We start from the raw sequence: 24,245 nt of genomic DNA, 5'->3' as shown, positions 1-24,245 counted from the left end.
CACACAAAAGTGGAGTTTCCCCGGCGTGTCGAACGGGGTTCGCCCGTGCGAGCGGTTTTAGGGTGGGCGGTTTTGGTGGGGTTGCGGGTGGGGGGTTGCGGTGCCTTTGCCTTCGGCGGGGGGCGGGGGGCTGCGCCTTCCGTGCGGGTGGGGGTGGGGCGGCGGCTGCGCCTTCCCTGCGGGTGGGGGCGGAGTGAGGGCTGCGCCGACCGTGCGGGGGGGGCGGCGGCGGCTGCGCCTTCCGTGCGGGTGTGGGGCGGGGCCGCGGCGGTATGTCCGTCCTCGCCGTCCCAGATGACCGCCACACTCCGGGCACCTCGGCACGTGGCCGCGAGTGCTCCGGGCGGACATACCGCCACGTCCCCTCGGGCCCGCTCGCGACTGCGGGCCGGTGGTCCTACCGCTGTGGGGGCACCGGTGCCCGGGCCGCTCCCACTCCCGCTGTGGCGGACCACGCCGATGCCGGTGGCTACCGCTGTGGCGGACCGCACCGATACCCGTGGCCACCGCTGTAGCGGACCGCGCCGGTGCCGGTAGCCGCCGCTGTGGGCAGATGTTCCGCAGGGCGGAACGGGTGGGCACAGCCCCCGTCGCCGAGGGGCGAGGGCCGGGGCGTCCACATGTCGCAGGCAGGCGCAGGTGCCGTGCCGAGGGGCGTGACCGGGACGCCGGCCCCGGCGCAGCCGGTCAGGGCCGGACGCGGCGCAAGCGGTGGCGGACCGCGCGCTGCGCGATGGGGCCCAGGTCCTCGATCGCCGTGACCAGCGTGGACAGTTGCTCCAAGGACTCGAGCGCCCTCTCCGTCCCGACGGCGTCCACCCCTTCGTACAGCTCAAGACCGACGAAGGACGCCGCCACCGCCCGGGAAAGCCCCACCGGATCCGCGAACTCCCCGAGCGGGGAGGCGGAAAGGACCCGGGTCAGGACCTTCTCGATCTCCTCGATCCAGAGGGCGAGCCCCGCCGCCGTCGCCGCCGCGAGGCGAGGCTGCGTCTGCGCCCCCGCGAGCAACTGCCCGAGGACGGCGACATGCCCGGCCTCGCGCTCCTCCTCGTGCATCTCCCGCCCGAAGGCGAGCAGTTCGGAGAGGGAGGAGATGCCGGAGAGCCGCTCCCGGTAGCGCGTCACGCGCTGCTCCGTACCGTGTCTGCACGCCTCGGAGAGGAGTTCGTCGACGGAGCCGAAGTGGTAGAAGACCAGCGCCTGGTTGACCCCCGCCGCCGCCGCGATCGTCCGCGCCGACGTCTTGGCGATGCCCTGCTCCGTGAGCGTGCGCAACGCGCCGTCGAGCAGCTTGGTCCGGGTCTCCAGGCCCTTGGCCGGGTCCTTCGCGGGTGTCACGCGCGCGCCTCCTCGCGCACCGGGCGCAGACCGGGACGGACTCCACAGGCACGGACGTCCGCGTACGTCGCCGTGAAGGAACCCTCGTACCCGAAGAGCGGCCCGAAGTGCCGGTTCACCACCCGCACCTGGATCCGGAAGCGGCCGGTCCGCTCGTCGTAGGACTCCCGCACCTCCGCGTCGCCGCCGATCAGCGAGGGCACGCGGCAGTCCACCGGGCCCTCCCGGAAACGGTGCTCTCCGGAGCGGATCACGAGCGAGCCGTCGGGCTCGGCCCTGAAGTGCAGGTCGCTGGCGAGGTGCTGGTGCGTGCCGAGGTAGTCGAGCACGCGGTCGCCCTTGGGGCTCAGGACCATCTGGGCGTCGAAGCGGCGGGGGCCGCCTGGCAGGTCGAAGGTGCGCACGAAGGTCACCGTCTCACGTCCGTACGTGTCGGCGTACGGCACGTTCTCGATGACGAAGGGCACGTTCCTGCCCTGGCGCGGTACGAGGATGTTGCGCGTGCCACCGGCCGCGAGGAACGGCTTCACGAAGCCCCTGCCGTGCCAGATCCGGTCCATCACGCCCCGGCCCGTGCACGCCTCGCCGCTCGCCAGGCCGACGGAGAAGCGGCGCTGGATCTGCGGGTGGAGGCGCTCGAAGTCGGCGCCCATCACGCTCCTGAAGATCGACGCGGGTCGCGTCATGACGACTGCTCCTTGGCGGTGGCGAGGGTGGTGAGGAGACGCGGGGCACGCGCGCGTTCCGGCGGCGTGCGCAGGCAGCGGCGGGCCGCGGGGGTCGTCGGCAGGGGCGGCAGCATCAGCATCAGGGCCGCCGTCGCGATGGCCGTCCAGGGGGCCAGGAGGACGGCCGCCACGACACACAGGACGCGCACGACGATCTCCGCGACGCCGTGCAGGAGCGCGCGTTCGGGGGTGATGCCCCGCTCCAGCCAGAGCCTGAGCCGGTCGAAGGACCAGGCCGTCGCCCAGCCCATCAGGGGGCGGAAGAGCGCACGGTCGGCGATCCGCCCGAAGCGGCCCCAGCGCGGGCGGTAGTCGTAGCCGGTGACGAAGCGGACGCCGTCGTCGGTCGGCACGTAGCGCCAGTAGCCGCTGCCCTCTTCGAGGAGGGAGAGCGGGTGCGGCGACGCGAAGCGCAGCGCGGAGGTCCTGGTGCCGTCGGGGCGGCGCTTCTCCCCCGCGGAGACTCCGGTGCCCGCGACGGCCAGGAAGGGCAGCACGCGCGTGGCGTACCGGAAGTGCTGCGGCTCGTCCTCCTGGCGCGGCAGGTAGTCGATCTCGGTGAAGCGCAGGTCCCAGCGCTGGTGCCGGTCGGGTTCCTGGGTGCGGGCCCAGAGGTCGTCGAGATCGGCGCGTATGCGTGCCTCGATGTACAGGCTCACGGTAAACCCCCACGTCAGCGTGTTTTTGAGCGACTGCTCAAGTCTTCTTCGAGGGAAGGTACAGATATTTGAGCACTCGCTCAAGTCGGTGGGCACAAAAAATCCCCCACCCGGAAGGGCGGGGGATTTCCGGGCCCCCGAAGGGGCGCAGGGAACTGCGCGACCGGCCACACGCAGCCCGCGGGGGCACGCGCCGGTCAACCGGCGAAGCGCTTACGCGGAGAGGTGACGCTCCACCGTCTCCACCTTGGAGGTGAGGCCGTCCGTCACGCCGGGGCGGATGTCCGCCTTCATGACGACCGAGACGCGCGGCGCGCGCTCCTCCACGACGGCGACGGCGCGCTTGATCACGTCCATCACCTCGTCCCACTCCCCCTCGACGGAGGTGAACATGGCGTCGGTCCTGTTCGGAAGGCCGGACTCGCGGACCACGCGGACCGCGTCCGCGACGTACTCGCCGACGTCGTCACCGACCCCCAGCGGGGTCACGGAGAAGGCGACGATCATGCGCCCACGACTCCCTCACGACGGGCGCGCGAGGCGATCACCGCGGCCTCGGCCTCGCGCTTCAGCTTGCGCTCGGCGAAGAAGCCGCCGGTCGGCAGGACGGAGAGCACGAAGTACAGGGCGCCGGTCTTCAGGTCCCACTTGGTGCGGTTCCAGGCGTCGAGCCAGAAGAGCACGTAGAGGACGAAGAGCACGCCGTGGATCATGCCCATCGCGGGCACGGCGTTGAAGTCCGAGGTCCGCTTGAGCACCGAGCAGACGAGCAGCAGCAGGAAGGAAACGGCCTCGGGGGCCGAGACCAGGCGGAGGCGGCGGAGTGCGGAAGCGGTCTTGATGTCCACGGAGCACCTTCGGGTGGGTGGGCGGCGGGAGGGGGCGGACGCACGGCGCGCGCCGATCTTGTGAACGCGCGCACAAGCGACCCCCATTGTGACATCGGGGCATTCTCGGGGTTCGCTCAGGGCCCTTCACCCTGTTCTGGGCGGGTACGGGGCGGCTACCGTCGGTTCGTGGCTACGTTCCGGCTCCAGGGGAGCAGAGTGCTCGCGGTCGACATGACCGGCGATGCCGTGAAGGCGAAGAACGGCTCGATGGTCGCGTACGACGGCCAGATGGCCTTCAAGAAGATGACCGGCGGCGGCGAGGGCATACGGGGCATGGTGACCCGCCGCGTCACCGGCGAGCAGATGACGGTGATGGAGGTGAAGGGGCACGGCACGTGCTGGTTCGCCGACCGTGCCACCGAGATCAATCTCGTCCAGTTGCACGGCGACAAGCTCTACGTGGAAGCGAGCAACCTGCTCTGCACCGACGCGGGGCTGCGCACGGGCACCAGTTTCACCGGGCTGCGCGGCGCGACCCAGGGCAACGGCCTGTTCACCACGACCGTCGAGGGCAGCGGGCAGGCCGCGATCATCTCCGACGGACCCGCGGTGGTCCTGCGCGTCTCCCAGCAGTACCCGCTGACGGTCGACCCGGGGGCGTACATCGCGCACCAGGGCAACCTCCACCAGAGCTTCCAGTCCGGCGTCACCTTCCGCACCTTCATGGGCGAGGGCGGCGGCGAGGCCTTCCAGATCCGCTTCGAGGGCGACGGCCTCGTCTATGTGCAGCCCAGCGAGCGGGCGACGATCGCGGGGGACGTCTGACATGCCCTTCCAGGAGATCAACTCGAAGATGATCGAGGCCACGGTGCAGCCGGGGACCAAGATCTTCAGCCAGCGCGGCGCCATGCTCGCCTACAAGGGGGACGTCTCCTTCACCCCCAACATCCAGGGCGGGCAGGGCGGCCTGATGTCCATGATCGGGCGCCGGGTCGCGGGCGAGGCGACCCCCTTGATGACCGTCGAGGGCAGCGGCACGGTCCTCTTCGGGCACGGCGGCCATCACATCCAGGTGATCGGCCTCTCCGGAGACACCCTCTACGTGGAGGCGGACCGGCTGCTCGCCTTCGACGGCACGCTCCAGCAGGGCACCATGTTCATGGGCTCGCAGGGCGGCGTCATGGGCATGGTGCGCGGCCAGGTCAGCGGCCAGGGCCTGTTCACCACGACCCTGAAGGGGCACGGCGCGGTCGCCGTCATGGCGCACGGCGGAGTCATCGAGGTCCCGATCTCCCCGCAGCGCCCGGTGCACGTCGACCCGCAGGCGTACGTCGCGCACCACGGTGACGTACGCAACAAGCTGTCCACGGCCCTCGGTTGGCGCGACATGGTGGGCCGCGGCTCCGGCGAGGCGTTCCAGCTGGAGCTGTCGGGCAGCGGCACGGTGTACGTCCAGGCCTCGGAGGAGAAGCTGTGAACCCGAACGTCTCGACTCCGGCGGGCGCTCCTGCCGTCTTCGACCCCATGACGCTGCCGAGCGACGACAACGTCAACGCGTACACCTTCTGCGTGGAGCTCAAGGCGAGCCAGTGGTTCCTGCAGAAGGGGAAGATGATCGCCTACTACGGGCGGGTCGACTTCAACGGCATCGGGCACGGCCGCCTGGACCGCCTGGTCCGGACCAGCTTTCATTCGCCGCTGCACGCGAGCGACTGGGTCGTGGCGGAGGGCCAGGGCAAGATGCTCCTCGCCGACCGGGCCTTCGACGTGAACTCGTACGACCTCGAAGACGGCAACCTGACCATTCGCTCCGGCAACCTCCTCGCTTTTCAGCCAACTCTCGCGCTGAAGCAATCGATCGTTCCGGGGTTTCTGACGCTGATCGGGACCGGCAAGTTCGTCGCCGCCTCGAACGGCCCGGTGGTCTTCATGGAGCCGCCGATCCGGGTGGATCCGCAGGCGCTCGTCGGCTGGGCCGACTGCCCCTCGCCGTGCCATCACTACGACCACGGATACCTCACGGGCGTGATCGGAGGCGTGCGGGCACTGACCGGCATCGGCGGCACCTCCGGAGAGGAGCACCAGTTCGAGTTCGTGGGCGCGGGCACCGTGCTGCTGCAGTCGACCGAGGCGCTCATGCCCGAGCAGGCCACCGGAGAGGTACCGCACCAGGCGGGCGTGCCGGGCGGACGGGGCACTCCGGGTCAACCGGGACAGCAGCCGGGCGCACCGCGTCTTCCCGGACAACTGGGGGACCTCCAGCGTCGCTTCGGGCTGTGAGCGGTAGTCTGCGGAGTGTGACGGCGAACGTCTGTGCCCCTCCGTGAGGCAGGGGGTGCGAGGCGCGTCACATCCCACCATTCGTTCACCTTTCAACTTCTTAGGTAGAATCGATTCCATGGAGACCGAGACGGCCCCGCAGTGGCTGACCGATGAGGAACAGCGCGCTTGGCGCATCCACGTGGAGGTCAACAGGATGCTGACGTATCAGCTCGAAAAAGACCTTCAGCCGTTCAACCTGACCATGAACGACTACGACATCCTCGTGCACCTCTCCGAATCCGATGAGTTGCGGATGCGCATGAGCGATCTCGCCGCCGCCACTCTGCAGTCCAAGAGCCGCCTTTCCCACCAGATCACCCGCATGGAGAACGCGGGCCTGGTGCGCCGTGAGAACTGCGAGTCCGACCGGCGCGGCCTCTACACCGTCCTCACCGAGGAGGGCATGGAGACCATGCAGAAGGTGGCACCACACCACGTCGCCTCCGTGCGGCGACACTTCGTCGACCTCGTCTCGCCCGAGGCGCTCGGCGATCTGCACAAGGCGCTGACCCCGATCGCCGAGCACCTGCGGGGACAGCGCGGCAAGCCCTGACGCCCACCCGCGCGTCCTCGCACCCGCACTTCTTCGCACCCGGCAGCGGCACCCCTCACTCCGCCGACGACTGAGGGATCGGCAGCCGGAGCTCGAAGAGCGCACCGCCCGACGGCGCCTCCCGGACCACGAGGGTGCCGCCGTGCCGCACCGCCACGTCCCGCGCGATCGCGAGGCCGAGCCCGGCCCCGCCGTCGTCCCTGCTGCGTGCGTCGTCCAGGCGTACGAAGCGCTCGAAGATCCGCTCACGCTCGCCCTCCGGCACGCCGCTCCCGTCATCGGCCACCTCGAGGACCGCCCAGGCACCATCGGTCCTCGTGGTGACCGCGACCCGGGAGCGTGCGTGCCGCTGTGCGTTGTTCAGGAGATTGCCGAGCACCCGCGCCAACTGACCACGGGAACCGGCGACTTCGAGACTCTTCAGGTCCATGCGCACGTCGACGCGGTCCCTGGTGCGCTGCGAGAGCTCCTCGCGGACGAGCGCCGCGAGGTCGACCCGCGCCCCGCCCGGCTTCTCCCCCGCGTCCAGGCGGGCGAGCAGGAGCAGATCGGCGGCGAGCTCCTGGAGCCGCACGGTGTCCTCGACCGCCCCGTCCACGTCCAGCAACTCCGGGTGGGCCGCGCCCACTTCGAGCTGGGTGCGCAGCGAGGCGATGGGGCTGCGCAGCTCGTGGGAGGCGTCCGCGACGAACCGGCGCTGGCGCTCCACGGAGGTCTGCAGCGCCGTGAGGGTCTCGTTCGTGGTGCGCGCGAGACGGGCGATCTCGTCGTGCGTGTCCGGCTCGGGGACCCGGCGCGCCAGGTCCTCCGACGCGGTGATCGCGGACATCTCCTCGGTGATGGCGGCCACCGGGCGCAGCGCGCGGCGCGTCACCAGCCAGGTGGTGCCCGCGACGACGGCGAGCAGCAGCGGGAAGCCGACCAGCATCGAGGTCAACGCCGTGGACACCGCGCTCTGTTCGTCGGAGAGGGAGCCGCCCGCGTAGACGGTGAGGTCCCCCTTCGACCCGTCCTCCGTGCTCACCTCGACGGCGGCGAAGCGGTAGTCGGCGCTCTCGCCGTCGACGGTGGCCGACCCTTCGCTGTACTCGGTGTCGTCGGAGATCTCACCGGCTCCCGAGTCGGCCCCGGAGTCCTCCTCCCCCTTCTCTTCCCTGTCGTCGTCACCCGACGGCTGCCCCGTCGCGGGCCCCGGCTTCACCGCGTCGACGCCGGTGCCGCTGATCCGCTCCAGATCCTCGCCGACCGCCACCAACCTGCCGTCCTCGTCCACGACTTGCACCGGACTGTCCTCGCTGTCCGGCAGGTCGAGATCGGCGTACGAGCGGCCCGAGACGAGCTGCGAGGCGACCTCGCGGGCGGCGGAGTTGGCGCGGGCGTCCGCCTGGCCGGTGAGGTTGTCGCCCAGCGAGAGCAGTACGGCGGCGCCCGCGGCGACCAGGGCGAGGGCGACGACGAGAGCGGCGCCGAGCGTGGCCCTGGCCCGCACCGAGCCGAAGAGCCGCCTCATCGCGGCACCTCCAGGCGGTAGCCCGCGCCGCGCACGGTCTTGATGAGGGTGGCGCCCAGCTTGCGGCGCAGCGTGCTGATGTACACCTCGACGATGTTGGGATCGCCCTCGTACGCGAAGTCCCAGACGTGTTCCAGGATGTCGCCCTTGGAGACCACCTCACCGGCCCGCAGCACCAGCTGTTCGAGGACCGCGAACTCCTTGGTGGTGAGGGTGACTTCGTCGTCGGCGCGGAAGACGCGGCGCGCCGCCGTGTCGACCTTGAGCGCCCCCAGCGTGTGCACCGGCGAAGGCCCGCCGGCTCCGCGGCGGCGCAGCAGCGCCTTCACCCGGGCGACGAGCACGACGTACGAGAAGGGTTTGGTGAGGTAGTCGTCGGCGCCCGTGTCCAGGCCCTCGGCCTCGTCGTACTCGCCGTCCTTCGCGGTGAGCATCAGGATCGGTACGTCGTTGCCCGCGGCGCGCAGCGTGGAGCAGATCCGGTAGCCGTTCATGCCGGGCAGCATGATGTCGAGGACGACCAGGTCGTACGTCCCCTCGCTCGCGCGGTGCAGCCCGTCGATGCCGTCGTGGACGACGTCGACGGCGTAGCCCTCCGCGGTCAGGCCCTTGGCCAGGGACAGCGCGAGCCGCTTCTCGTCCTCCACGATCAACAAACGCATGCGCTCAGGGTGGCAGAGCGAACCTGAAGAGTTCTTCAGGCGGCTTCAGGCTGGGTTCAGGGTCGCCGCGCCAGATTGGTCCTCGTCGAAAGCGAACGCCACCGTCTCGGGAGGGACCCCTCATGAAGCGCAACATCGTCATCGCCACCGTCGCCGCCGCCGCGCTGGTCGCCGGAGGCACCGCCACCGCCCTCGCGGTCACCGGCGACGACGAGTCGACGGCCGCCGAGCACTCCAGCGTCCAGGTCAAGGACGTCAAGGACGACGAGCGCGACGACACGGTGGAGAACGTCAGCGAGGCGAAGGCCGCGAAGGTGTCGGCGGCGGACGCGATCAGGGCGGCCCTCGCGGAGACCCGGGGCACCGCGGTCTCCGTCGAGCTCGACGACGAGGACGGCGGCCTGGTCTGGGACGTCGACGTCCTGAAGGGCAGCACCTGGCACAACGTCGAGGTCGACCCCGGCACCGGCAAGGTCCTCGGCTCCTGGGTCGACAAGGACGACGACGGTGACGACGCCGCCGACACCGCCCGCGTGAACTCCGCGCTCAAGGGCGCGTCCACCAGCGCCGGGGACGCGGCGAAGGCCGCCGCGGCCAAGGGCACCGTGACCTCCGTGGACCTGGACGACGACGGTACGGCCGGTGCCTGGGAGGTCGAGACGACCGACGCCAAGGGCGCCGAGGCCGACTGGCACGTGGGCCTGAAGGGCGACAAGGTCACGGCCGACCGCTCGGACCGCCACGACGACCGCGGCGGCAAGGACGACCACGACGACCGTGACGGTCAGGACCACGACGACGACGGCTCCGACGACTGAGGCAGCGCTGACCGGGGCCGCGCCGAGCACCACCCCGTCCCCCACGGAGGCGGCGTCACCGACGCCGCCTCCGCCGCGCGCTCAGCCCGACGTCAATCCGGCGACCAGTTCGTCGGCCGCCGCGTAGGGGTCCAGCTCGCCCGCCACGATCCGCTCCGCGAGAGCCGACAGGCGGCGGTCGCCGTGCAGGGAGCCGATCCGTTCCCGCAGGGCGGTGACCGCGATGGCCTCCACCTCGTGCGCGGCCCGCGCCGCGCGCCGCTCCGCGAGGACGCCCCGCTCCTCCATCCAGGCGCGGTGCTTCTCCAGGGCCTCGACGACCTCGTCGATGCCCTCGCCCCGCGCCGCGACCGTCTTGACAATGGGCGGCCGCCAGTCGCCGGGGCCGCGGGACTCGCCGAGCCCGAGCATGTGGTTGAGCTCGCGCGCCGTCGCGTCCGCGCCGTCGCGGTCCGCCTTGTTGACGACGTACACGTCGCCGATCTCCAGGATTCCGGCCTTCGCGGCCTGGATGCCGTCGCCCATGCCGGGCGCGAGCAGCACCACCGAGGTGTCGGCCTGCGAGGCGATCTCCACCTCGGACTGCCCGACGCCCACGGTCTCGACGAGGATCACGTCGCAGCCCGCCGCGTCCAGGACCCGGATGGCCTGCGGCGCGGCCCACGCGAGCCCGCCGAGGTGGCCGCGCGTGGCCATCGAGCGGATGTAGACGCCGGGGTCGGACGCGTGGTCCGACATCCGCACCCGGTCGCCGAGGAGCGCGCCGCCGGAGAACGGCGACGACGGGTCCACGGCGAGCACGCCGACCCGCTTGCCCGTACGCCGGTAGGCGCTCACGAGCGCGGACGTCGATGTCGACTTGCCGACTCCGGGCGACCCGGTGAGGCCCACCACGTACGCGCGCCCGGCCAGCGGGGCCAGCGCGGCCATCACCTCGCGCAACTGCGGGGACGCCCCCTCCACCAGGGAGATCAGCCGGGCCACGGCCCGCGGCCTGCCCTCGCGGGCCTGCGCCACCAGGGTGGGGACGTCCTGCATGAAACAGCTCCGTTCGCTACGTACGGGACACGGTCGGCCGTGGGTTCAGCCCCTCGCCACCTGGGCGGTCAGCCCTTCGCCACCTTGACGATCAGCGCGTCGCCCTGGCCACCGCCGCCGCACAGCGCGGCCGCGCCCACACCGCCGCCGCGCCGCTTCAGTTCGAGGGCGAGGTGCAGGACGACGCGGGCGCCGGACATCCCGATCGGATGACCCAGGGCAATGGCCCCGCCGTTGACGTTCACCTTTTCCGAGGACACCCCGAGGTCCTTCATTGACTGCACCGCGACGGCCGCGAAGGCCTCGTTGATCTCGATGAGGTCGAGGTCGTCGACGGCCAGGCCCTCCTTCTTCAGGGCGTGCTGGATGGCGTTGGAGGGCTGCGACTGGAGCGAGTTGTCCGGGCCCGCCACGTTGCCGTGCGCGCCGATCTCCGCGATCCAGTCGAGGCCGAGCTCCTCGGCCTTGGCCTTGGACATCACCACGACCGCCGCGGCGCCGTCGGAGATCTGCGAGGAGGTGCCCGCCGTGATGGTGCCGTCCTTGGCGAAGGCGGGGCGCAGCTTGCCGAGCGACTCGGTGGTCGTCTCGGCGCGGATGCCCTCGTCCTTGCTGAAGAGGACCGGGTCGCCCTTGCGCTGCGGGATCTCGACGGGGGTGATCTCGGCCTCGAAGATGCCGTTCTTCTGCGCGGCCGCGGCCCGCTGGTGGGACGCCGCGGCGATCTCGTCCTGCTCGGGGCGCGCGATGCCGAGGCGGGTGTTGTGCTTCTCCGTCGACTCGCCCATCGCGACACCGTCGAACGAGTCGGTCAGACCGTCGTGCGCCATGGAGTCGAGCATCTCGATCGCGCCGTACTTGTAGCCCTCGCGGGACTTGGGGAGCAGGTGCGGGGCGTTGGTCATGGACTCCTGGCCGCCGGCGACGACCACGTCGAACTCACCCGCGCGGATCAGCTGGTCGGCGAGCGCGATGGCGTCGAGGCCGGAGAGGCACACCTTGTTCACCGTGAGTGCGGGGACGTTCATCGGGATGCCCGCCTTGACCGCCGCCTGGCGTGCCGGGATCTGCCCCGCCCCGGCCTGGAGCACCTGGCCCATGATCACGTACTGCACCTGGTCGCCACCGATGCCGGCCCGGTCGAGCGCGGCCTTGATGGCGAAACCGCCCAGGTCGGCGCCGGAGAAGGACTTCAGGGAGCCGAGCAGGCGGCCCATGGGCGTGCGCGCGCCCGCGACGATCACTGAGGTGGTGCCGGTCGTTCCAGACATGTGCCACGGCCCCTTGGGAGGAGAAGTTAACGAGGGTTTATCTGAATGTACTGAGCGGTACTGCCCGCGTCATCGGGCGACGACTGTGATCGCGCGCACGTTGCGTAATCACCGCATGAAGCGCTGCACTTGACCCATGCTGACGCGAATCGATCACATCGGGATCGCCTGTTTCGACCTCGACAAGACCGTCGAGTTCTACCGCGCGACGTACGGATTCGAGGTGTTCCACACCGAGGTCAACGAGGAGCAGGGCGTACGCGAGGCCATGCTCAAGATCAACGAGACCAGCGACGGCGGCGCCTCCTACCTCCAGCTGCTCGAACCGATCCGCGACGACTCCGCGGTGGGCAAGTGGCTGGCCAAGAACGGCGAGGGCGTGCACCACATCGCCTTCGGCACCGCGGACGTCGACGGGGACGCCGCGGCCATCAGGGACAAGGGCGTACGCGTCCTCTACGACGAGCCCCGCATCGGTTCCATGGGGTCGCGGATCACCTTCCTGCACCCCAAGGACTGCCACGGAGTCCTGACGGAACTCGTCACTTCCGCGCCCTCCGAGTCACCGGAGCACTGACCTCCGTATATCTGGGCCGGTAGGGTTGGCCGCGGCCGCCCGATTTCTGGGCGGTCACATGCCGGGGTCCGGGTTTCGGGGGACGAGCGTCGGGGCAGCAGCCCATGCTCCGCTGTTGATCTGACACCATTCACCCGGGGGCCCCGTTCGGCGGATGGACGGGGCTCGTTGGAGAGACTTGCGACCAGGAGTGGGGCGTCCCCTGCTCGAGCGCAGCCGAGAGCTCGGGGAAGGATGGGACCGCGCAGTGCGGGGCTACGAACGCCAAGAGAACTCGCGGGCTGAGACCGACAGTCTTTCGCGCTTCGAGGCCGAGATGGACCGGCTGAAGACCGAGCGGGAGAAGGCCGTCCAGCACGCCGAGGATCTCGGCTACCAGGTCGAGGTGTTGCGCGCCAAGCTGCACGAGGCGCGCCGCAACCTCGCGTCCCGCCCTGCCTACGACAGCGCGGACATCGGCTACCAGGCGGAGCAGCTGCTCCGTAACGCCCAGATCCAGGCCGAGCAGCTGCGCGCGGATGCCGAGCGCGAGCTGCGGGACGCCAGGGCACAGACCCAGCGCATCCTCCAGGAGCACGCCGAGCAGCAGGCCAGGCTCCAGTCCGAGCTGCACACCGAGGCCGTGACGCGGCGCCAGCAGCTCGACCAGGAGCTGAACGAGCGCAGGCAGACCGTCGAGTCGCACGTCAACGAGAACGTGGCCTGGGCCGAGCAGCTCCGGGCCCGCACCGAGCAGCAGGCACGCCGGCTGCTCGACGAGTCGCGTGCCGAGGCCGACCAGGCGCTCGCCGCCGCCCGCGCCGAGGCCGAGCGCGTCGCCGAGCAGGCCCGTCAGCGCCTGGCGAGCGACGCGGAGGCCGCCCGCACCGAGGCCGAGGCCACGCTGCGGCGCGCCCGCGCCGACGCCGAGCGCCTCCTGAACGCCGCCTCCACGCAGGCGCAGGAGGCCACCGACCACGCCGAGCAGCTGCGCTCCAGCACGGCCACCGAGTCCGAGCAGGCGCGCCGCCGGGCCGCCGAGGCGAGCCGGGCCGCCGAGCAGCGCATGACCGAGGCCGAGACGGCCCTTCGCGAGGCGCGCGCCGAGGCGGAGAAGGTCCTCACCGAGGCCAAGGACACCGCGTCCAAGCAGCTCGCGGCCGCCGAGGGCGCGAACGAGCAGCGCACGCGCACCGCCAAGGAGCAGGTCGCCCGCCTGGTCGGCGAGGCCACCAAGGAGGCGGAGGCCACCAAGGCCGAGGCCGAACAGCTCGTCGCCGACGCCCGCGCCGAGGCCGAGCAGCTGATCGCGGACGCCGCCGAGAAGGCGCGCACGATCACCGCCGAGGAGACCGCGGGCCAGCTCGCGAAGGCCGCGCGGACCGCCGAGGAGGTCCTCGACAAGGCGTCCAAGGACGCCAAGGAGACCACCAAGGCCGCCACCGAGGAGGCCGAGCGGATCCGCTCGGAGGCCGAGGCCGAGGCGGACCGGCTGCGCGGCGAGGCGCACGACATCGCCGAGGGGCTCAAGGGCGCGGCGAAGGACGACACCAAGGAGTACCGCGCCAAGACCGTCGAGCTGCAGGAGGAGGCGCGCAGGCTGCGCGGCGAGGCCGAGCAGCTGCGGGCCGAGGCCGTGGACGAGGGCGAGCGGATCCGCTCCGAGGCCCGCCGCGAGGCCGTCCAGCAGATCGAGGAGGCGGCCAGGTCCGCCGAGGAGCTCCTCGCCAAGGCGAAGGCCGACGCGGACGAGCTGAAGTCCGCCGCGACCGCCGAGAGCGAGCGGGTCCGCACCGAGGCCATCGAGCGCGCCACGACGCTGCGCAAGCAGGCCGAGGAGACCCTGGAGCGCACCCGCGCCGAGGCCGAGCGGCACCGCGAGGAAGCCGCCGAGCAGGCCGAGACCACCAGGTCGGAGGCCGAGGACGCCGCGCGCGAGCTGCGCGAGGAGACCGAGCGGGCCATAGCGGCGAGGCAGGCCGAGGCCGCCGACGAGCTGGCCAGGCTGCACACGGAGGCCGAGGAGCGCCTGGCCGCCGCCGAGCAGGCGCTGACCGACGCCCGCGCGCAGGCCGAGCGCATCCGCAAGGAGGCCACCGAGGAGACCGACCGGCTGCGTACGGAGTCCGCCGAGCGGATCCGCACCCTCCAGTCGCAGGCCGAGACCGAGGCCGAGCGGCTGCGCACAGAGGCCGCCGCCGACGCCTCGCAGGCCCGCGCGGAGGGCGAGAACGTCGCCGTACGCCTGCGTTCGGAGGCCGCGGCCGAGGCCGAGCGGCTCAAGACCGAGGCGCAGGAGTCCGCGGACCGGGTGCGCGCGGAGGCGGCAGCGGCCGCCGAGCGCGTCGGCGCGGAGGCCGCGGAGGCCCTGTCCGCCGCCCAGGAGGAGGCTGCGCGGCGCCGCCGCGAGGCCGAGGAGACCCTCAACTCCGCGCGCGGCGAGGCCGATCAGGAGCGCGAGCGCGCCCGCGAGCAGAGCGAGGAACTCCTCGCGTCCGCCCGCAAGCGCGTCGAGGAGGCCCAGGCAGAGGCGGTCCGCCTGGTCGAGGAGGCCGACCGCCGCGCCACCGAGATGGTCTCGGCAGCCGACCAGCACGCCCAGTCCATACGGGACTCGGTGGCGGGCCTGCACGAGAGCGCGCAGGAAGAGGTCGCGGGTCTGCGCTCGGCCGCCGAGCACGCCGCGGAGCGTACGAAGACCGAGGCGCAGGAGGAGGCCGACCGCGTCCGCTCCGACGCGTACGCCGAGCGGGAGCGCGCCACCGAGGACGCCAACCGCACCCGGCGCGAGGCGACGGAGGCGTCCGAGGCCGCCAAGGCGCTCGCGGAGCGCACGGTCGCCGAGGCCATCGCGGAGGCCGAGCGGATGCGCTCGGACGCCTCCGAGCACGCCCAGCGGGTGCGCACCGAGGCGTCGGACACCATCGCGTCGGCCGAGCAGGACGCCGCGCGTACGCGTGCCGACGCCCGCGAGGACGCCAACCGCATCCGCAGTGACGCGGCGGGCCAGGCCGACCAGTTGATCGGCGAGGCGCGCAGCGAGGCCGAGCGGCTGCAGAACGAGACGATCGCGGAGGCGGACCGCGTCCGCACCGAGGCGGCCGAGCAGGCCGAGCGGCTGCGCGCCGACTCCACCGCGGAGGCCGAGCGCCTCAAGTCCGAGACGGCCACCGAGGCGGAGCGGGTGCGCACCGAGTCCGTGGCGCAGGCCGAGAAGCTCATCTCGGACGCGACGGGCGACGCCGAGCGGCTGCGCGCGGAGGCGTCCGAGACGGTCAACTCCGCGCAGCAGCACGCCGAGCGGATCCGCAGCGACGCCGAGCGCGTCAAGGCGGACGCCGCGCGCGAGGCCGAGCGGCTCACGTCCGAGGCGCGCGAGGAGAGCGAGCGCACCCTCGACGAGGCCCGGCAGGCCGCCAACAAGCGCCGTCAGGAGGCCGCCGAGCAGGTCGACACGCTCATCACGGAGGCCGCGGCCGAGGCCGAGAAGCTGACGAGCGACGCCCAGGAGAAGGCGCTCAAGGCGACCACGGACGCGGAGGCGCAGGCGGACACGATGGTCGGCGCGGCCCGCCAGGAGGCCGAGCGCCTCGTCGCCGAGTCGACGGTGGAGGGCAACTCCCTGGTGGAGAAGGCCCGTACGGACGCGGACGAGCTGCTCGTCGGCGCCCGCCGCGACGCGACCGCCATAAGGGAGCGCTCCGAGGAGCAGCGCGACCGTCTCACCGCCGAGATCGAGGAGTTGCACGAGCGTGCACGCCGTGAGTCCGCCGAGGCGATGAAGACCGCGGGCGAGCGCTGCGACGCGCTGGTCAAGGCCGCCGAGGAGCAGCTCGCCGAGGCCGAGGCGAAGGCCAAGGAGCTGGTGTCGGACGCCAACTCCGAGGCGGGCAAGGTCCGTATCGCCGCGGTCAAGAAGGCGGAGGGGCTCCTCAAGGAGGCCGAGACGAAGAAGACCTCGCTGGTGACCGAGGCCGAGCGGATCAAGTCCGAGGCGGAGGCCGAGGCGACGCGCATGGTCGAGGAGGGCAAGCGCGAGCTGGAGGTGCTGGTGCGCCGCCGCGAGGACATCAATGCGGAGATTTCCCGTGTCCAGGACGTGTTGGAGGCGTTGGAATCTTTCGAGGCACCGACGGGCGGCGCGAAGACCACGGCCAACGGCGGCTCCGGTGCGGGCGGCGTCAAGGCAGGGGCGGCTGCGGGATCGACTCGTTCGGGTGGCAAGCCGTCAGAGGGCTAGCCAACGAGTCATCTTCCGTGCTCGGTAAGGACCTTCGGCCCTGTCGCTGGCAAGTGCTCCGGCGGTTAGCCACTCAAAAGGGGTGTCATTCTCCAGATCAAACGGGCATCTGCTCGATGACACGCCGCTTGGACCCCTAGGATTCCCTCTATCACCTCACCGGTCTCATTCGACAGGAACCCCATGAGCGACACTTCCCCCTACGGCTTCGAGCTTGTGCGGCGTGGGTACGACCGCGCTCAGGTGGACGAACGTATCTCCAAGCTCGTCTCCGACCGTGACAGCGCTCTTGCTCGTATCACTGCTCTGGAAAAGCGCATCGAGGAGCTGCACCTCGAGACGCAGAACGCCCAGGCCCAGGTTGCCGACGCCGAGCCGTCGTACGCCGGTCTCGGTGCCCGCGTCGAGAAGATCCTCCGCCTCGCCGAGGAGGAGGCGAAGGACCTGCGCGAGGAGGCCCGTCGCGCCGCCGAGCAGCACCGCGAGCTCGCCGAGTCCGCCGCCCAGCAGGTGCGCAACGACGCCGAGTCGTTCGCGTCCGAGCGCAAGGCCAAGGCCGAGGACGAGGGCGTCCGGATCGTCGAGAAGGCCAAGGGCGAGGCGAACACGCTGCGCGCCGAGGCGCAGAAGGACGCGCAGTCCAAGCGCGAGGAGGCGGACGCCCTCTTCGAGGAGACCCGCGCCAAGGCCGCGCAGGCCGCCGCGGACTTCGAGACGAACCTCGCCAAGCGCCGCGAGCAGTCCGAGCGTGACCTGGCCTCGCGTCAGGCCAAGGCGGAGAAGCGCCTCGCGGAGATCGAGCACCGCGCGGAGCAGCTGCGCCTGGAGGCGGAGAAGCTGCGGACCGACGCGGAGCGTCGTGCCCGGCAGACCGTCGAGACGGCGCAGCGTCAGGCCGAGGACATCGTCGCGGACGCGAACGCCAAGGCGGACCGGATCCGCTCGGAGTCCGAGCGCGAGCTCGCCGCTCTGACGAACCGGCGCGACTCCATCAACGCGCAGCTCACCAATGTGCGGGAGATGTTGGCGACGCTCACGGGGGCGGCTGTGGCTGCCGCCGGGACGCCCGCGGAGGACGAGCCGATCAGCCGCGGGGTGCCTGCGCAGCAGACTCGCTGAGGTTGTGGGGGACCTGCCGGTCCGCTGTGGCTGATCGCGCAGTTCCCCGCGCCCCTTCCAGGGGCGCCCCAGCCCCCTGCCACTCCTAAGTGGCAGGGGGCTTTGTCGCGTTTTAGCGTTGGCGCATGATCGAGCTCGAGGGGCTGACCAAGCGGTACGGCGAGAAGGTGGCCGTCAACAACCTGACCTTCACGGTCCATCCCGGCATCGTCACCGGCTTCCTCGGCCCCAACGGCGCGGGCAAGTCCACCACCATGCGCATGATGCTGGGTCTGGACAACCCGTCCGCCGGCGTCGTCCGCGTCGACGGCAAGCACTACTCCCAGCTGAAGGACCCCCTCACGTACATCGGCGCCCTGCTCGATGCCAAGGCCATGCACGGCGGCCGCAGCGCCTTCAACCACCTGCTGTGCCTCGCCCAGAGCAACGGCATCCCGCGCGGCCGGGTCGACGAGGTCCTGGACACCGTCGGACTGACCGCCGTCGCCAAGAAGAAGGCCAAGGGCTTCTCGCTCGGCATGGGCCAGCGCCTGGGCATCGCGGGCGCGCTGCTCGGCGACCCCGAGATCCTGATGTTCGACGAGCCGGTCAACGGGCTCGACCCCGAGGGCATCCACTGGATCAGGAACCTGATGAAGTCCCTCGCCGCGCAAGGGCGCACGGTCTTCGTCTCCTCGCACCTGATGAGCGAGATGGCCCTCACCGCCGACCACCTCGTCGTCATCGGCCAGGGCCGCCTCCTCGCCGACATGACGATGTCGGACTTCATCCGGCAGAACTCCCGGTCGTACGTCAGGCTGCGCTCCCCGCAGCGCGAGCGCCTGCTCGACGTGCTGCACGAGGCGGGCATCACCGCCGTGGAGGCGGGCAACGGCACGCTCGAAGTGGACGGCACGTCGGCGGAGCAGCTCGGCGAGCTCGCCGCGGGCCACCAGCTCGTACTCCACGAGCTGAGCCCCCAGCAGGCCTCGCTGGAGGAGGCGTTCATGCAGCTCACCGCGGAGTCCGTGGAGTACCACGCGCACTCGGACCCCGCCGGGACGGGCGCACCGCCGCCCACCGAGGGCTGGGGCGACGGCTGGCAGCAGCGGAAGGGGGCCTGAGCGATGGCCGCGACGCAGGTACTGAAGTCGGAGTGGACCAAGATCCGCTCGGTCTCCTCGACGGTATGGACGCTCGGTCTCGCCGTGGTCGTCACGATCGCGCTCGGGATGCTGATCAGCATCCTGTCGAAGAACGACTACGACAAGCTCGACGCCCAGGACAGGCTGACCTTCGACCCGACCTACATCAGCTTCGCCGGGATGTCCCTCGGCCAGCTCGCGCTGATCGTCTTCGGGGTGCTCGTCGTCTCGAACGAGTACAGCACCGGCATGATCCGCACCTCGCTCGCCGCGGTCCCCCAGCGCGGCACGTTCCTGTTCAGCAAGGTCCTGGTGGCCACGCTGCTCGCGTTCGCGGTGGGCCTCGTCACCAGCTTCCTCACGTTCTTCGTCGGCCAGGCGATGCTCGGTACGCACCGGGCGCAGATCGGCGACCCGGGGGTGCTGCGGGCGGTCATCGGCGGCGCGATCTACATGACGCTCATCGCGGTGTTCTCGATGGGCGTCGCGGTGATGCTGCGCAGTCCGATGCTCTCCCTCGGCATCCTGATGCCGTTCTTCTTCCTGATCTCCAGCATCCTCGGCAACGTCTCGGCGACCAAGAAGATCGGCCGCTTCCTGCCCGACCAGGCGGGCAGCAAGATCATGCAGGTCAAGACGCCGTTCGACGACGACACCCCGTACGGGCCCTGGGGCGGTATCGCGATCATGGCGGTGTGGGTCGTCGTGGCGCTGCTCGGCGGGTATGCCCTGCTGAAGAAGCGGGACGCGTAGCCCGCATCCGGACCCAGGGGGGCGTGTGACGACTCAGGACCGCGGGCTCGCGGCACTCGGCTTCGACGGGGTGCCCGCGCTGCGGCCCCTGACCTACCCGGGCCGCCCGGTGGCGGCCCCCTCCCTGCTGACCGGCGACGAGCTGCTCGGGCTGCGCGTGGGGTCCGGCGGGCCCGGTGCGTGGGCCGTCGAGGGGCGCGGGCCGCGCCGCTCGCTCGACGCGGTCCTCACCGCGCTCGGGCAGGCTCCCGTCGCCGGGCGCCGCCCGGTCGTCGCCGTCGGCTCGAACGCCTGCCCCGGGCAGGTGGCCCACAAGCTCGCCGGACTCGGACTCTCCTGTGCCGTGCCGATGGTCCCCGTACGGCTGCGCGGCATCGGCGTCGGCTGCTCGGCCCACATCGGCAGGGCCGGATACGTGGCGGCAGCCCCCTACCCGGACCCCACCAGGCGGCTCTCCCTCGTCGTCTCCTGGCTGGACGCGGCGCAGCTCGCCGCGGTCGACGCCACCGAGCTGCCCAACTACCGGCGGACGTGGCTGCCCGGCGCCGCGTACGGGATGACCCTGCCCTGCGGGACGCCGCTGGACGGCGCGTACGTCTACGTGAGCGCGCGCGGCGTCCTCACCGACCCGGCGACGGGCCTGCCGCGCCCAGGCGGCGGCGACCAGGCGGCGCTGCTCGACGCGCTCCTGGCCGCGTCGCCCGCGCTGCACGCGCTTCTGGGGCCCGACGCGGCGGCCTGGGTGCGGCGGGCGGCCGAGGATGCCGCGCTGCGCGAGAGGGGCACACAGCTCTTCGCCGCCGCGGGCTGGGTGCTGCCGTCGACGGAGCTGCGGCCCCCTCTGGGGTGAGCCCGCGGTTTTACTCGCTCTTGGCTGGAACCGTCAGCTCCCCGTTATCCTCCTAACCCTTACGGGGGCGTGTGCCCCGACGTCCTGAACCATTCGATGGGTGCGGAGAATGATCGAGGCAGTCGGCCTGACGAAGCGCTACGGCGCCAAGACAGCCGTGTACAACCTTTCCTTCCAGGTGCGGCCCGGTACCGTCACGGGCTTCCTCGGCCCCAACGGCTCGGGCAAGTCGACGACGATGCGCATGATCCTTGGGCTCGACGCCCCCACCACGGGTCAGGTGACGATCGGCGGATACCCCTACCGCAAGCTCCCGAACGCCCCGCGCCAGGTCGGCGCGCTGCTCGACGCCAAGGCCGTGCACGGCGGCCGGCACGCCCGCAACCACCTGCTCTGCCTCGCGCAGCTCTCCGGCATCCCGGCCCGCAGGGTCGACGAGGTGCTCGGTGTCGTGGGTCTGCAGGACGTGGCGAAGAAGCGCTCCAAGGGCTTCTCGCTCGGCATGGGCCAGCGCCTGGGCATCGCGGCCGCGCTCCTGGGCGACCCGCAGGTGCTGCTCTTCGACGAGCCGGTCAACGGCCTCGACCCCGAGGGCATCCTCTGGGTCCGCAACCTGATGAAGTCGCTCGCCGCCGAGGGCCGCACGGTCTTCGTCTCCTCGCACCTGATGAGCGAGATGGCCCTCACCGCCGAGCACCTGATCGTGATCGGCCGGGGCCAGCTGCTCGCCGACATGAGCGTCAAGGACTTCATCTCGCACAACTCCGCCGACTTCGCGCGCGTGCGCACGCCGGAAGGCGACGGGCAGCAGCGCGAGAAGCTGTCGGCCGCGCTGAGCGAGGCGGGCGGCCAGGTCATGCCCGAGCAGGACGGCGCGCTGCGCGTGACCGGCCTGCCGCTCCCCCGCATCAGCGACCTCGCGCACGGCGCGGACGTCCGCCTGTGGGAGCTCTCCCCGCACCAGGCCTCGCTGGAGGAGGCGTACATGCGGATGACGCAGGGCGCCGTCGACTACCGCTCCACGGTCGACCAGCGCGCGGGCCTCCAGCAGCAGATGCCGCCCGGCGCGGCGCCCCAGGGCCAGATGCAGCCTCCGCTGCCCGGCCAGGGCCAGCCCGGCTGGTACGCGCCGCCGCCGCCCCAGCAGGGCGGTCAGCCCTTCGCGATGCCGCAGCCGCAGGACGGGCAGAACCCGTACGCCGCGGCGCCGCAGCAGCCCCCGGCCGCGGCTCCCGCCCCCGACATGTCCAAGCGCGCCACCGACAACGAGGATGCACGATGACCACGCCTCCGACTCCGCAGCAGCAGCCGCAGGCGCAGCAGCCCCAGCAGACGTACGCCACGGCCGGCGCGCCCGCGCCGCAGGGCGCCCCGATGGCTCCGCCGCCCGCCTCCCCCGCGCCGCCGTCCGCCTGGCAGCAGGCGATGGCCAACGCCTACACCTCGCCGATCCCGGTCAAGAAGACCCACCTCGGCAACGCGCTCAGCTCCGAGTGGACGAAGATCAAGTCGGTCCGCTCGACGATGTGGACCCTCGGCACCTTCCTGCTCCTGGTCGTCGGCATCGGCCTGCTCGCGGCCGCGAACACCGAGCCGCGCAACTACGCGGAGATGCCGTTCACCGTCCCGGCCTTCTTCGGCCTGATGCTCGGGCAGATCTGCCTGATCACGCTCGGCGTCCTCGTCACCTCGTCCGAGTACGGCACGGGCATGATCCGTACGACGTTCACGGCCTCGCCGCAGCGCCACCGCGTGCTGGCCGCGAAGGTCCTGGTCTTCTTCGCGACGGCCTTCGTCGTGTCCGCGGGCGCCATCCTGTTCGTCGGCCTGGTGACGTCGAGCATGAACAGCGGCCCCGAGGCGGGCGACGTCCCGTGGGCGGGCACGGTCGTCAAGGGCAGCCTGTACGTCTCGCTGCTCGGCGTGCTCGCGCTCGCCGTCGGCTCGATGCTGCGGCACTCCGCGGGCGCCATCACCGCGATGCTCGGCGTGGTCCTGGTCCCCGCGATCATGCCCGCGTTCCTGATGATCTGGGAGAGCACGCAGTCGCTCGGCGAGAAGATGAACGACTACAACGCCATCACCGCCCTCGCCAAGATCTTCGGCGCGGAGGACAACGGCACCGGCGGCGGCTCCCAGCTGGCGCTGCTCGCCGTCATCACGGCCGCGGCCGTCGCGGGCGCCTTCGCCCTCCTGGAGAAGCGCGACGTGTAGCCGTACAGCCGTACGAGGCGTCAGTACCTCGGAGCGTTACGGGACCGCTGCACCCGCGTGGTGCGGCGGTCCTTCGCGTTCCAGCACGCCTTGTGCCAGTGCCTGCGCTCGTCCACGCCCGAGTGCTCGGGCCAGGCCACCACGTGCGCGAGGCCCGAGGGGATCTCCTGGTCGCAGCCGGGGCAGCGGTAGCGCTTGCCCGCCGCGCTCGCGCCCGCGACCTGCCGTACCCTCCACACCTCGCCCTGCCAGTCCTCGGAGCGCTCGAAGCTTCCGTAGCGGCCGCCCTGTTCCGCGTCGGCGGACGGCGCGGACGGATTCGACTCTCCGGCGCCCTTGGGGCGGTTGCGACGCGGGGACACAGGACACCTCACGGGCTGTACGGCTATCAGGGGTGTGACCAGCCTACGCGCCACCCCGAGGGGTACCCGTCCCGCACCGGCGACCACAGGACCCCCTGCCATTGCGCAGAAAATCCAACAATCTTCATGCCAGGCCGTGCCTTTGGCACGTGTCACGCGTTGTTGCCCGTAGGGGGAGTGCCTGCGTCGGCGCCAAGGAGGCAGGAGTTTCATGCGTGTAGGTAGTTTTGTTCTGGCCGCCCAGTTCCCCGGTCAGGGGCAGGGGGAGGCGCTGCACCGGGCGGTGCGCTCCGCCGAGGTGGCCGAAGAGGCGGGGCTCGACGCGGTCTGGCTCGCCGAGCACCACTTCGTTCCGTACGGCACGTGCCCCTCGGCGGTGACGCTGGCCGCGCTGCTCCTCGGGCGGACCCGGCGGATCCACATCGGTACGGCGGTGAGCGTCCTGCCCACCGTGCACCCCGTCGCCCTCGGCGAGCAGGCGGCGCTGCTCCACCTGACGTCCGGCGGACGCTTCTCGCTCGGCGTCGGACGCGGCGGGCCCTGGGTGGACCTGGAGGTCTTCGGCTCCGGTCTCGACGCGTACGAGAAGGGGTTCCCCGAATCCCTCGACCTGCTGCTCAAGTGGCTGCGGGAACCCCGGGTCGAGAGCACGGGCGACCGGTTCGCCTTCCGTGAGGTCGCCGTCGTGCCGCGCCCCCAGGAGGCGCTCGGCGGTCAGGACGACGACGGCCCCGAGGTCGTCGTCGCCTGCACCTCGCCGTCGAGCGTGCGGCTCGCCGCGCAGCGCGGTCTGCCCATGCTGCTCGGCATGCATGTGGGCGACGTCGAGAAGGCCGAAATGGTGGCCTTGTGGAATCGGCACGCACGTGCTGCGGGGCATACGCCCGAGGAAATCGCCACCGCCCCCCACGTCTCCGCCGGTGTCGCCCAGATCGCCGACCGGCGTCTGGAGGCGGCGGAGGTCTTACAGAAGGCGATGCCCGGCTGGCTCAAACAGGGTCTGGACGCCCATGTGACCGTGGACGGCCGCAAACGGGCCATGCGCGATCCGCTCGCCTACACCGAACTGCTCTGCGGGCTGCACCCCGTGGGCACCCCACAGATGTGCGCCGACCGGCTCGCCGCCACCTCGGAGCGCACGGGCATCACGCGCTTCGCGCTGCTCGTCGAGGGCTCCGGTGATCTCACCGCCACCGAGGAGAACGTACGGAGACTGGGTGCCGAAGTGCTGCCCCAGCTCGGCTGAGGGCGACCGTCACGCTGCGGAGCTGCCGCTCCGGACTGAAACACCTCCC

The 24,245-nt window shown here is 71.6% G+C and carries 24 protein-coding genes; 14 read left to right on the top strand and 10 right to left on the bottom strand.

Going from position 1 to position 24,245, the window contains the following annotated elements:
• Nucleotides 1-687: 687 nt before the first annotated feature.
• The 5 genes from KY5_RS28095 to KY5_RS28075 form a co-directional block, all read right to left on the bottom strand.
• Nucleotides 688-1,341 (bottom strand): TetR/AcrR family transcriptional regulator, encoded by a 654-nt coding sequence (locus KY5_RS28095; RefSeq protein WP_098244836.1) that lies wholly within the window; start codon nt 1,339-1,341, stop codon nt 688-690.
• On the bottom strand, nt 1,338-2,027 hold the full coding sequence (locus KY5_RS28090; RefSeq protein ID WP_098244835.1) for a DUF4166 domain-containing protein: 690 nt from the start codon (nt 2,025-2,027) through the stop codon (nt 1,338-1,340). Before KY5_RS28090 ends, KY5_RS28095 begins: the two co-directional genes overlap by 4 nt.
• The gene (locus KY5_RS28085) at nt 2,024-2,728 is read right to left on the bottom strand and encodes a hypothetical protein (RefSeq protein WP_098244834.1); all 705 of its coding nucleotides are present in this window, start codon (nt 2,726-2,728) and stop codon (nt 2,024-2,026) included. The genes KY5_RS28090 and KY5_RS28085 overlap by 4 nt, the downstream gene beginning before the upstream one ends.
• Nucleotides 2,729-2,941: 213 nt before the next feature.
• Nucleotides 2,942-3,235: an MTH1187 family thiamine-binding protein gene (locus KY5_RS28080; RefSeq protein ID WP_055549079.1), complete on the bottom strand. Its 294-nt coding sequence runs from the start codon at nt 3,233-3,235 to the stop codon at nt 2,942-2,944.
• Entirely contained in the window at nt 3,232-3,576 is a 345-nt protein-coding gene (locus KY5_RS28075) for a DUF3817 domain-containing protein (RefSeq protein ID WP_098244833.1), read from the bottom strand. The genes KY5_RS28080 and KY5_RS28075 overlap by 4 nt, the downstream gene beginning before the upstream one ends.
• A gap of 168 nt (nt 3,577-3,744) precedes the next feature.
• Between KY5_RS28075 and KY5_RS28070 the strand changes: the two genes are divergently transcribed.
• The 4 genes from KY5_RS28070 (at nt 3,745) to KY5_RS28055 (ending at nt 6,433) form a co-directional block, all read left to right on the top strand.
• A complete protein-coding gene (locus KY5_RS28070) occupies nt 3,745-4,383 on the top strand; it encodes an AIM24 family protein (protein WP_098244832.1) in 639 nt (212 codons plus the stop codon).
• A 1-nt stretch (nt 4,384) separates the two neighbouring features.
• Entirely contained in the window at nt 4,385-5,035 is a 651-nt protein-coding gene (locus tag KY5_RS28065) for an AIM24 family protein (RefSeq protein WP_098244831.1), read from the top strand.
• Nucleotides 5,036-5,082: 47 nt separating this feature from the next.
• Nucleotides 5,083-5,838, top strand: coding sequence for an AIM24 family protein (locus KY5_RS28060; protein ID WP_098247521.1), 756 nt, complete (start codon nt 5,083-5,085; stop codon nt 5,836-5,838).
• A gap of 118 nt (nt 5,839-5,956) precedes the next feature.
• The gene (locus tag KY5_RS28055) at nt 5,957-6,433 is read left to right on the top strand and encodes a MarR family winged helix-turn-helix transcriptional regulator (protein ID WP_098244830.1); all 477 of its coding nucleotides are present in this window, start codon (nt 5,957-5,959) and stop codon (nt 6,431-6,433) included.
• Nucleotides 6,434-6,488: 55 nt separating this feature from the next.
• On the opposite strand, the gene KY5_RS28050 is transcribed toward KY5_RS28055, so the two are convergent.
• Both KY5_RS28050 and KY5_RS28045 read right to left on the bottom strand, forming a co-directional pair.
• Nucleotides 6,489-7,943, bottom strand: coding sequence for a sensor histidine kinase (locus KY5_RS28050; protein ID WP_098244829.1), 1,455 nt, complete (start codon nt 7,941-7,943; stop codon nt 6,489-6,491).
• The gene (locus KY5_RS28045; protein ID WP_098244828.1) at nt 7,940-8,605 is read right to left on the bottom strand and encodes a response regulator transcription factor; all 666 of its coding nucleotides are present in this window, start codon (nt 8,603-8,605) and stop codon (nt 7,940-7,942) included. The genes KY5_RS28050 and KY5_RS28045 overlap by 4 nt, the downstream gene beginning before the upstream one ends.
• 122 nt (nt 8,606-8,727) lie before the next feature.
• Between KY5_RS28045 and KY5_RS28040 the strand changes: the two genes are divergently transcribed.
• Nucleotides 8,728-9,423 carry a PepSY domain-containing protein gene (locus KY5_RS28040; protein WP_098244827.1) on the top strand — a complete coding sequence of 232 codons (696 nt, stop codon included), beginning with the start codon at nt 8,728-8,730 and terminating at the stop codon, nt 9,421-9,423.
• Nucleotides 9,424-9,504: 81 nt separating this feature from the next.
• On the opposite strand, the gene meaB is transcribed toward KY5_RS28040, so the two are convergent.
• Together meaB and KY5_RS28030 are read right to left on the bottom strand one after the other, a co-directional pair.
• Nucleotides 9,505-10,461 carry a methylmalonyl Co-A mutase-associated GTPase MeaB gene (gene meaB, locus KY5_RS28035; RefSeq protein WP_098244826.1) on the bottom strand — a complete coding sequence of 319 codons (957 nt, stop codon included), beginning with the start codon at nt 10,459-10,461 and terminating at the stop codon, nt 9,505-9,507.
• Nucleotides 10,462-10,529: 68 nt separating this feature from the next.
• Complete coding sequence (locus KY5_RS28030; protein ID WP_098244825.1) at nt 10,530-11,732, bottom strand: acetyl-CoA C-acetyltransferase; 1,203 nt, start codon at nt 11,730-11,732, stop codon at nt 10,530-10,532.
• A 136-nt stretch (nt 11,733-11,868) separates the two neighbouring features.
• Between KY5_RS28030 and mce the strand changes: the two genes are divergently transcribed.
• The 8 genes from mce to KY5_RS27990 all read left to right on the top strand — a co-directional run bounded on the left by mce (nt 11,869) and on the right by KY5_RS27990 (nt 22,588).
• Nucleotides 11,869-12,309 carry a methylmalonyl-CoA epimerase gene (gene mce, locus KY5_RS28025; protein WP_098244824.1) on the top strand — a complete coding sequence of 147 codons (441 nt, stop codon included), beginning with the start codon at nt 11,869-11,871 and terminating at the stop codon, nt 12,307-12,309.
• Between the two features lie 247 nt (nt 12,310-12,556).
• Nucleotides 12,557-16,528 carry a polarized growth protein Scy gene (gene scy, locus KY5_RS28020; RefSeq protein ID WP_098244823.1) on the top strand — a complete coding sequence of 1,324 codons (3,972 nt, stop codon included), beginning with the start codon at nt 12,557-12,559 and terminating at the stop codon, nt 16,526-16,528.
• A gap of 183 nt (nt 16,529-16,711) precedes the next feature.
• Nucleotides 16,712-17,647 (top strand): cellulose-binding protein, encoded by a 936-nt coding sequence (locus KY5_RS28015; RefSeq protein ID WP_098244822.1) that lies wholly within the window; start codon nt 16,712-16,714, stop codon nt 17,645-17,647.
• A 125-nt stretch (nt 17,648-17,772) separates the two neighbouring features.
• Nucleotides 17,773-18,750 carry an ABC transporter ATP-binding protein gene (locus KY5_RS28010; RefSeq protein ID WP_098244821.1) on the top strand — a complete coding sequence of 326 codons (978 nt, stop codon included), beginning with the start codon at nt 17,773-17,775 and terminating at the stop codon, nt 18,748-18,750.
• A gap of 3 nt (nt 18,751-18,753) precedes the next feature.
• A complete protein-coding gene (locus KY5_RS28005) occupies nt 18,754-19,524 on the top strand; it encodes an ABC transporter permease (RefSeq protein WP_098244820.1) in 771 nt (256 codons plus the stop codon).
• 25 nt (nt 19,525-19,549) lie between these two features.
• Complete coding sequence (locus KY5_RS28000) at nt 19,550-20,374, top strand: hypothetical protein (protein WP_098244819.1); 825 nt, start codon at nt 19,550-19,552, stop codon at nt 20,372-20,374.
• Between the two features lie 109 nt (nt 20,375-20,483).
• Complete coding sequence (locus KY5_RS27995; protein WP_098244818.1) at nt 20,484-21,656, top strand: ABC transporter ATP-binding protein; 1,173 nt, start codon at nt 20,484-20,486, stop codon at nt 21,654-21,656.
• 92 nt (nt 21,657-21,748) lie between these two features.
• Nucleotides 21,749-22,588, top strand: a complete 840-nt coding sequence (locus KY5_RS27990) for an ABC transporter permease (RefSeq protein WP_418952880.1) — start codon at nt 21,749-21,751, stop codon at nt 22,586-22,588.
• 20 nt (nt 22,589-22,608) lie between these two features.
• Here the strand turns inward: KY5_RS27990 and KY5_RS27985 are convergent, their stop codons facing one another.
• The gene (locus tag KY5_RS27985; RefSeq protein WP_098244817.1) at nt 22,609-22,950 is read right to left on the bottom strand and encodes an ATP/GTP-binding protein; all 342 of its coding nucleotides are present in this window, start codon (nt 22,948-22,950) and stop codon (nt 22,609-22,611) included.
• Nucleotides 22,951-23,161: 211 nt separating this feature from the next.
• Between KY5_RS27985 and KY5_RS27980 the strand changes: the two genes are divergently transcribed.
• Complete coding sequence (locus tag KY5_RS27980; RefSeq protein WP_098244816.1) at nt 23,162-24,196, top strand: LLM class flavin-dependent oxidoreductase; 1,035 nt, start codon at nt 23,162-23,164, stop codon at nt 24,194-24,196.
• The last annotated feature ends 49 nt before the right edge of the window (nt 24,197-24,245 follow it).

It is taken from the genome of Streptomyces formicae (assembly GCF_002556545.1).
GTDB lineage: Bacteria > Actinomycetota > Actinomycetes > Streptomycetales > Streptomycetaceae > Streptomyces > Streptomyces formicae_A.
This window is presented reverse-complemented; position numbering and strand designations above follow the sequence as displayed.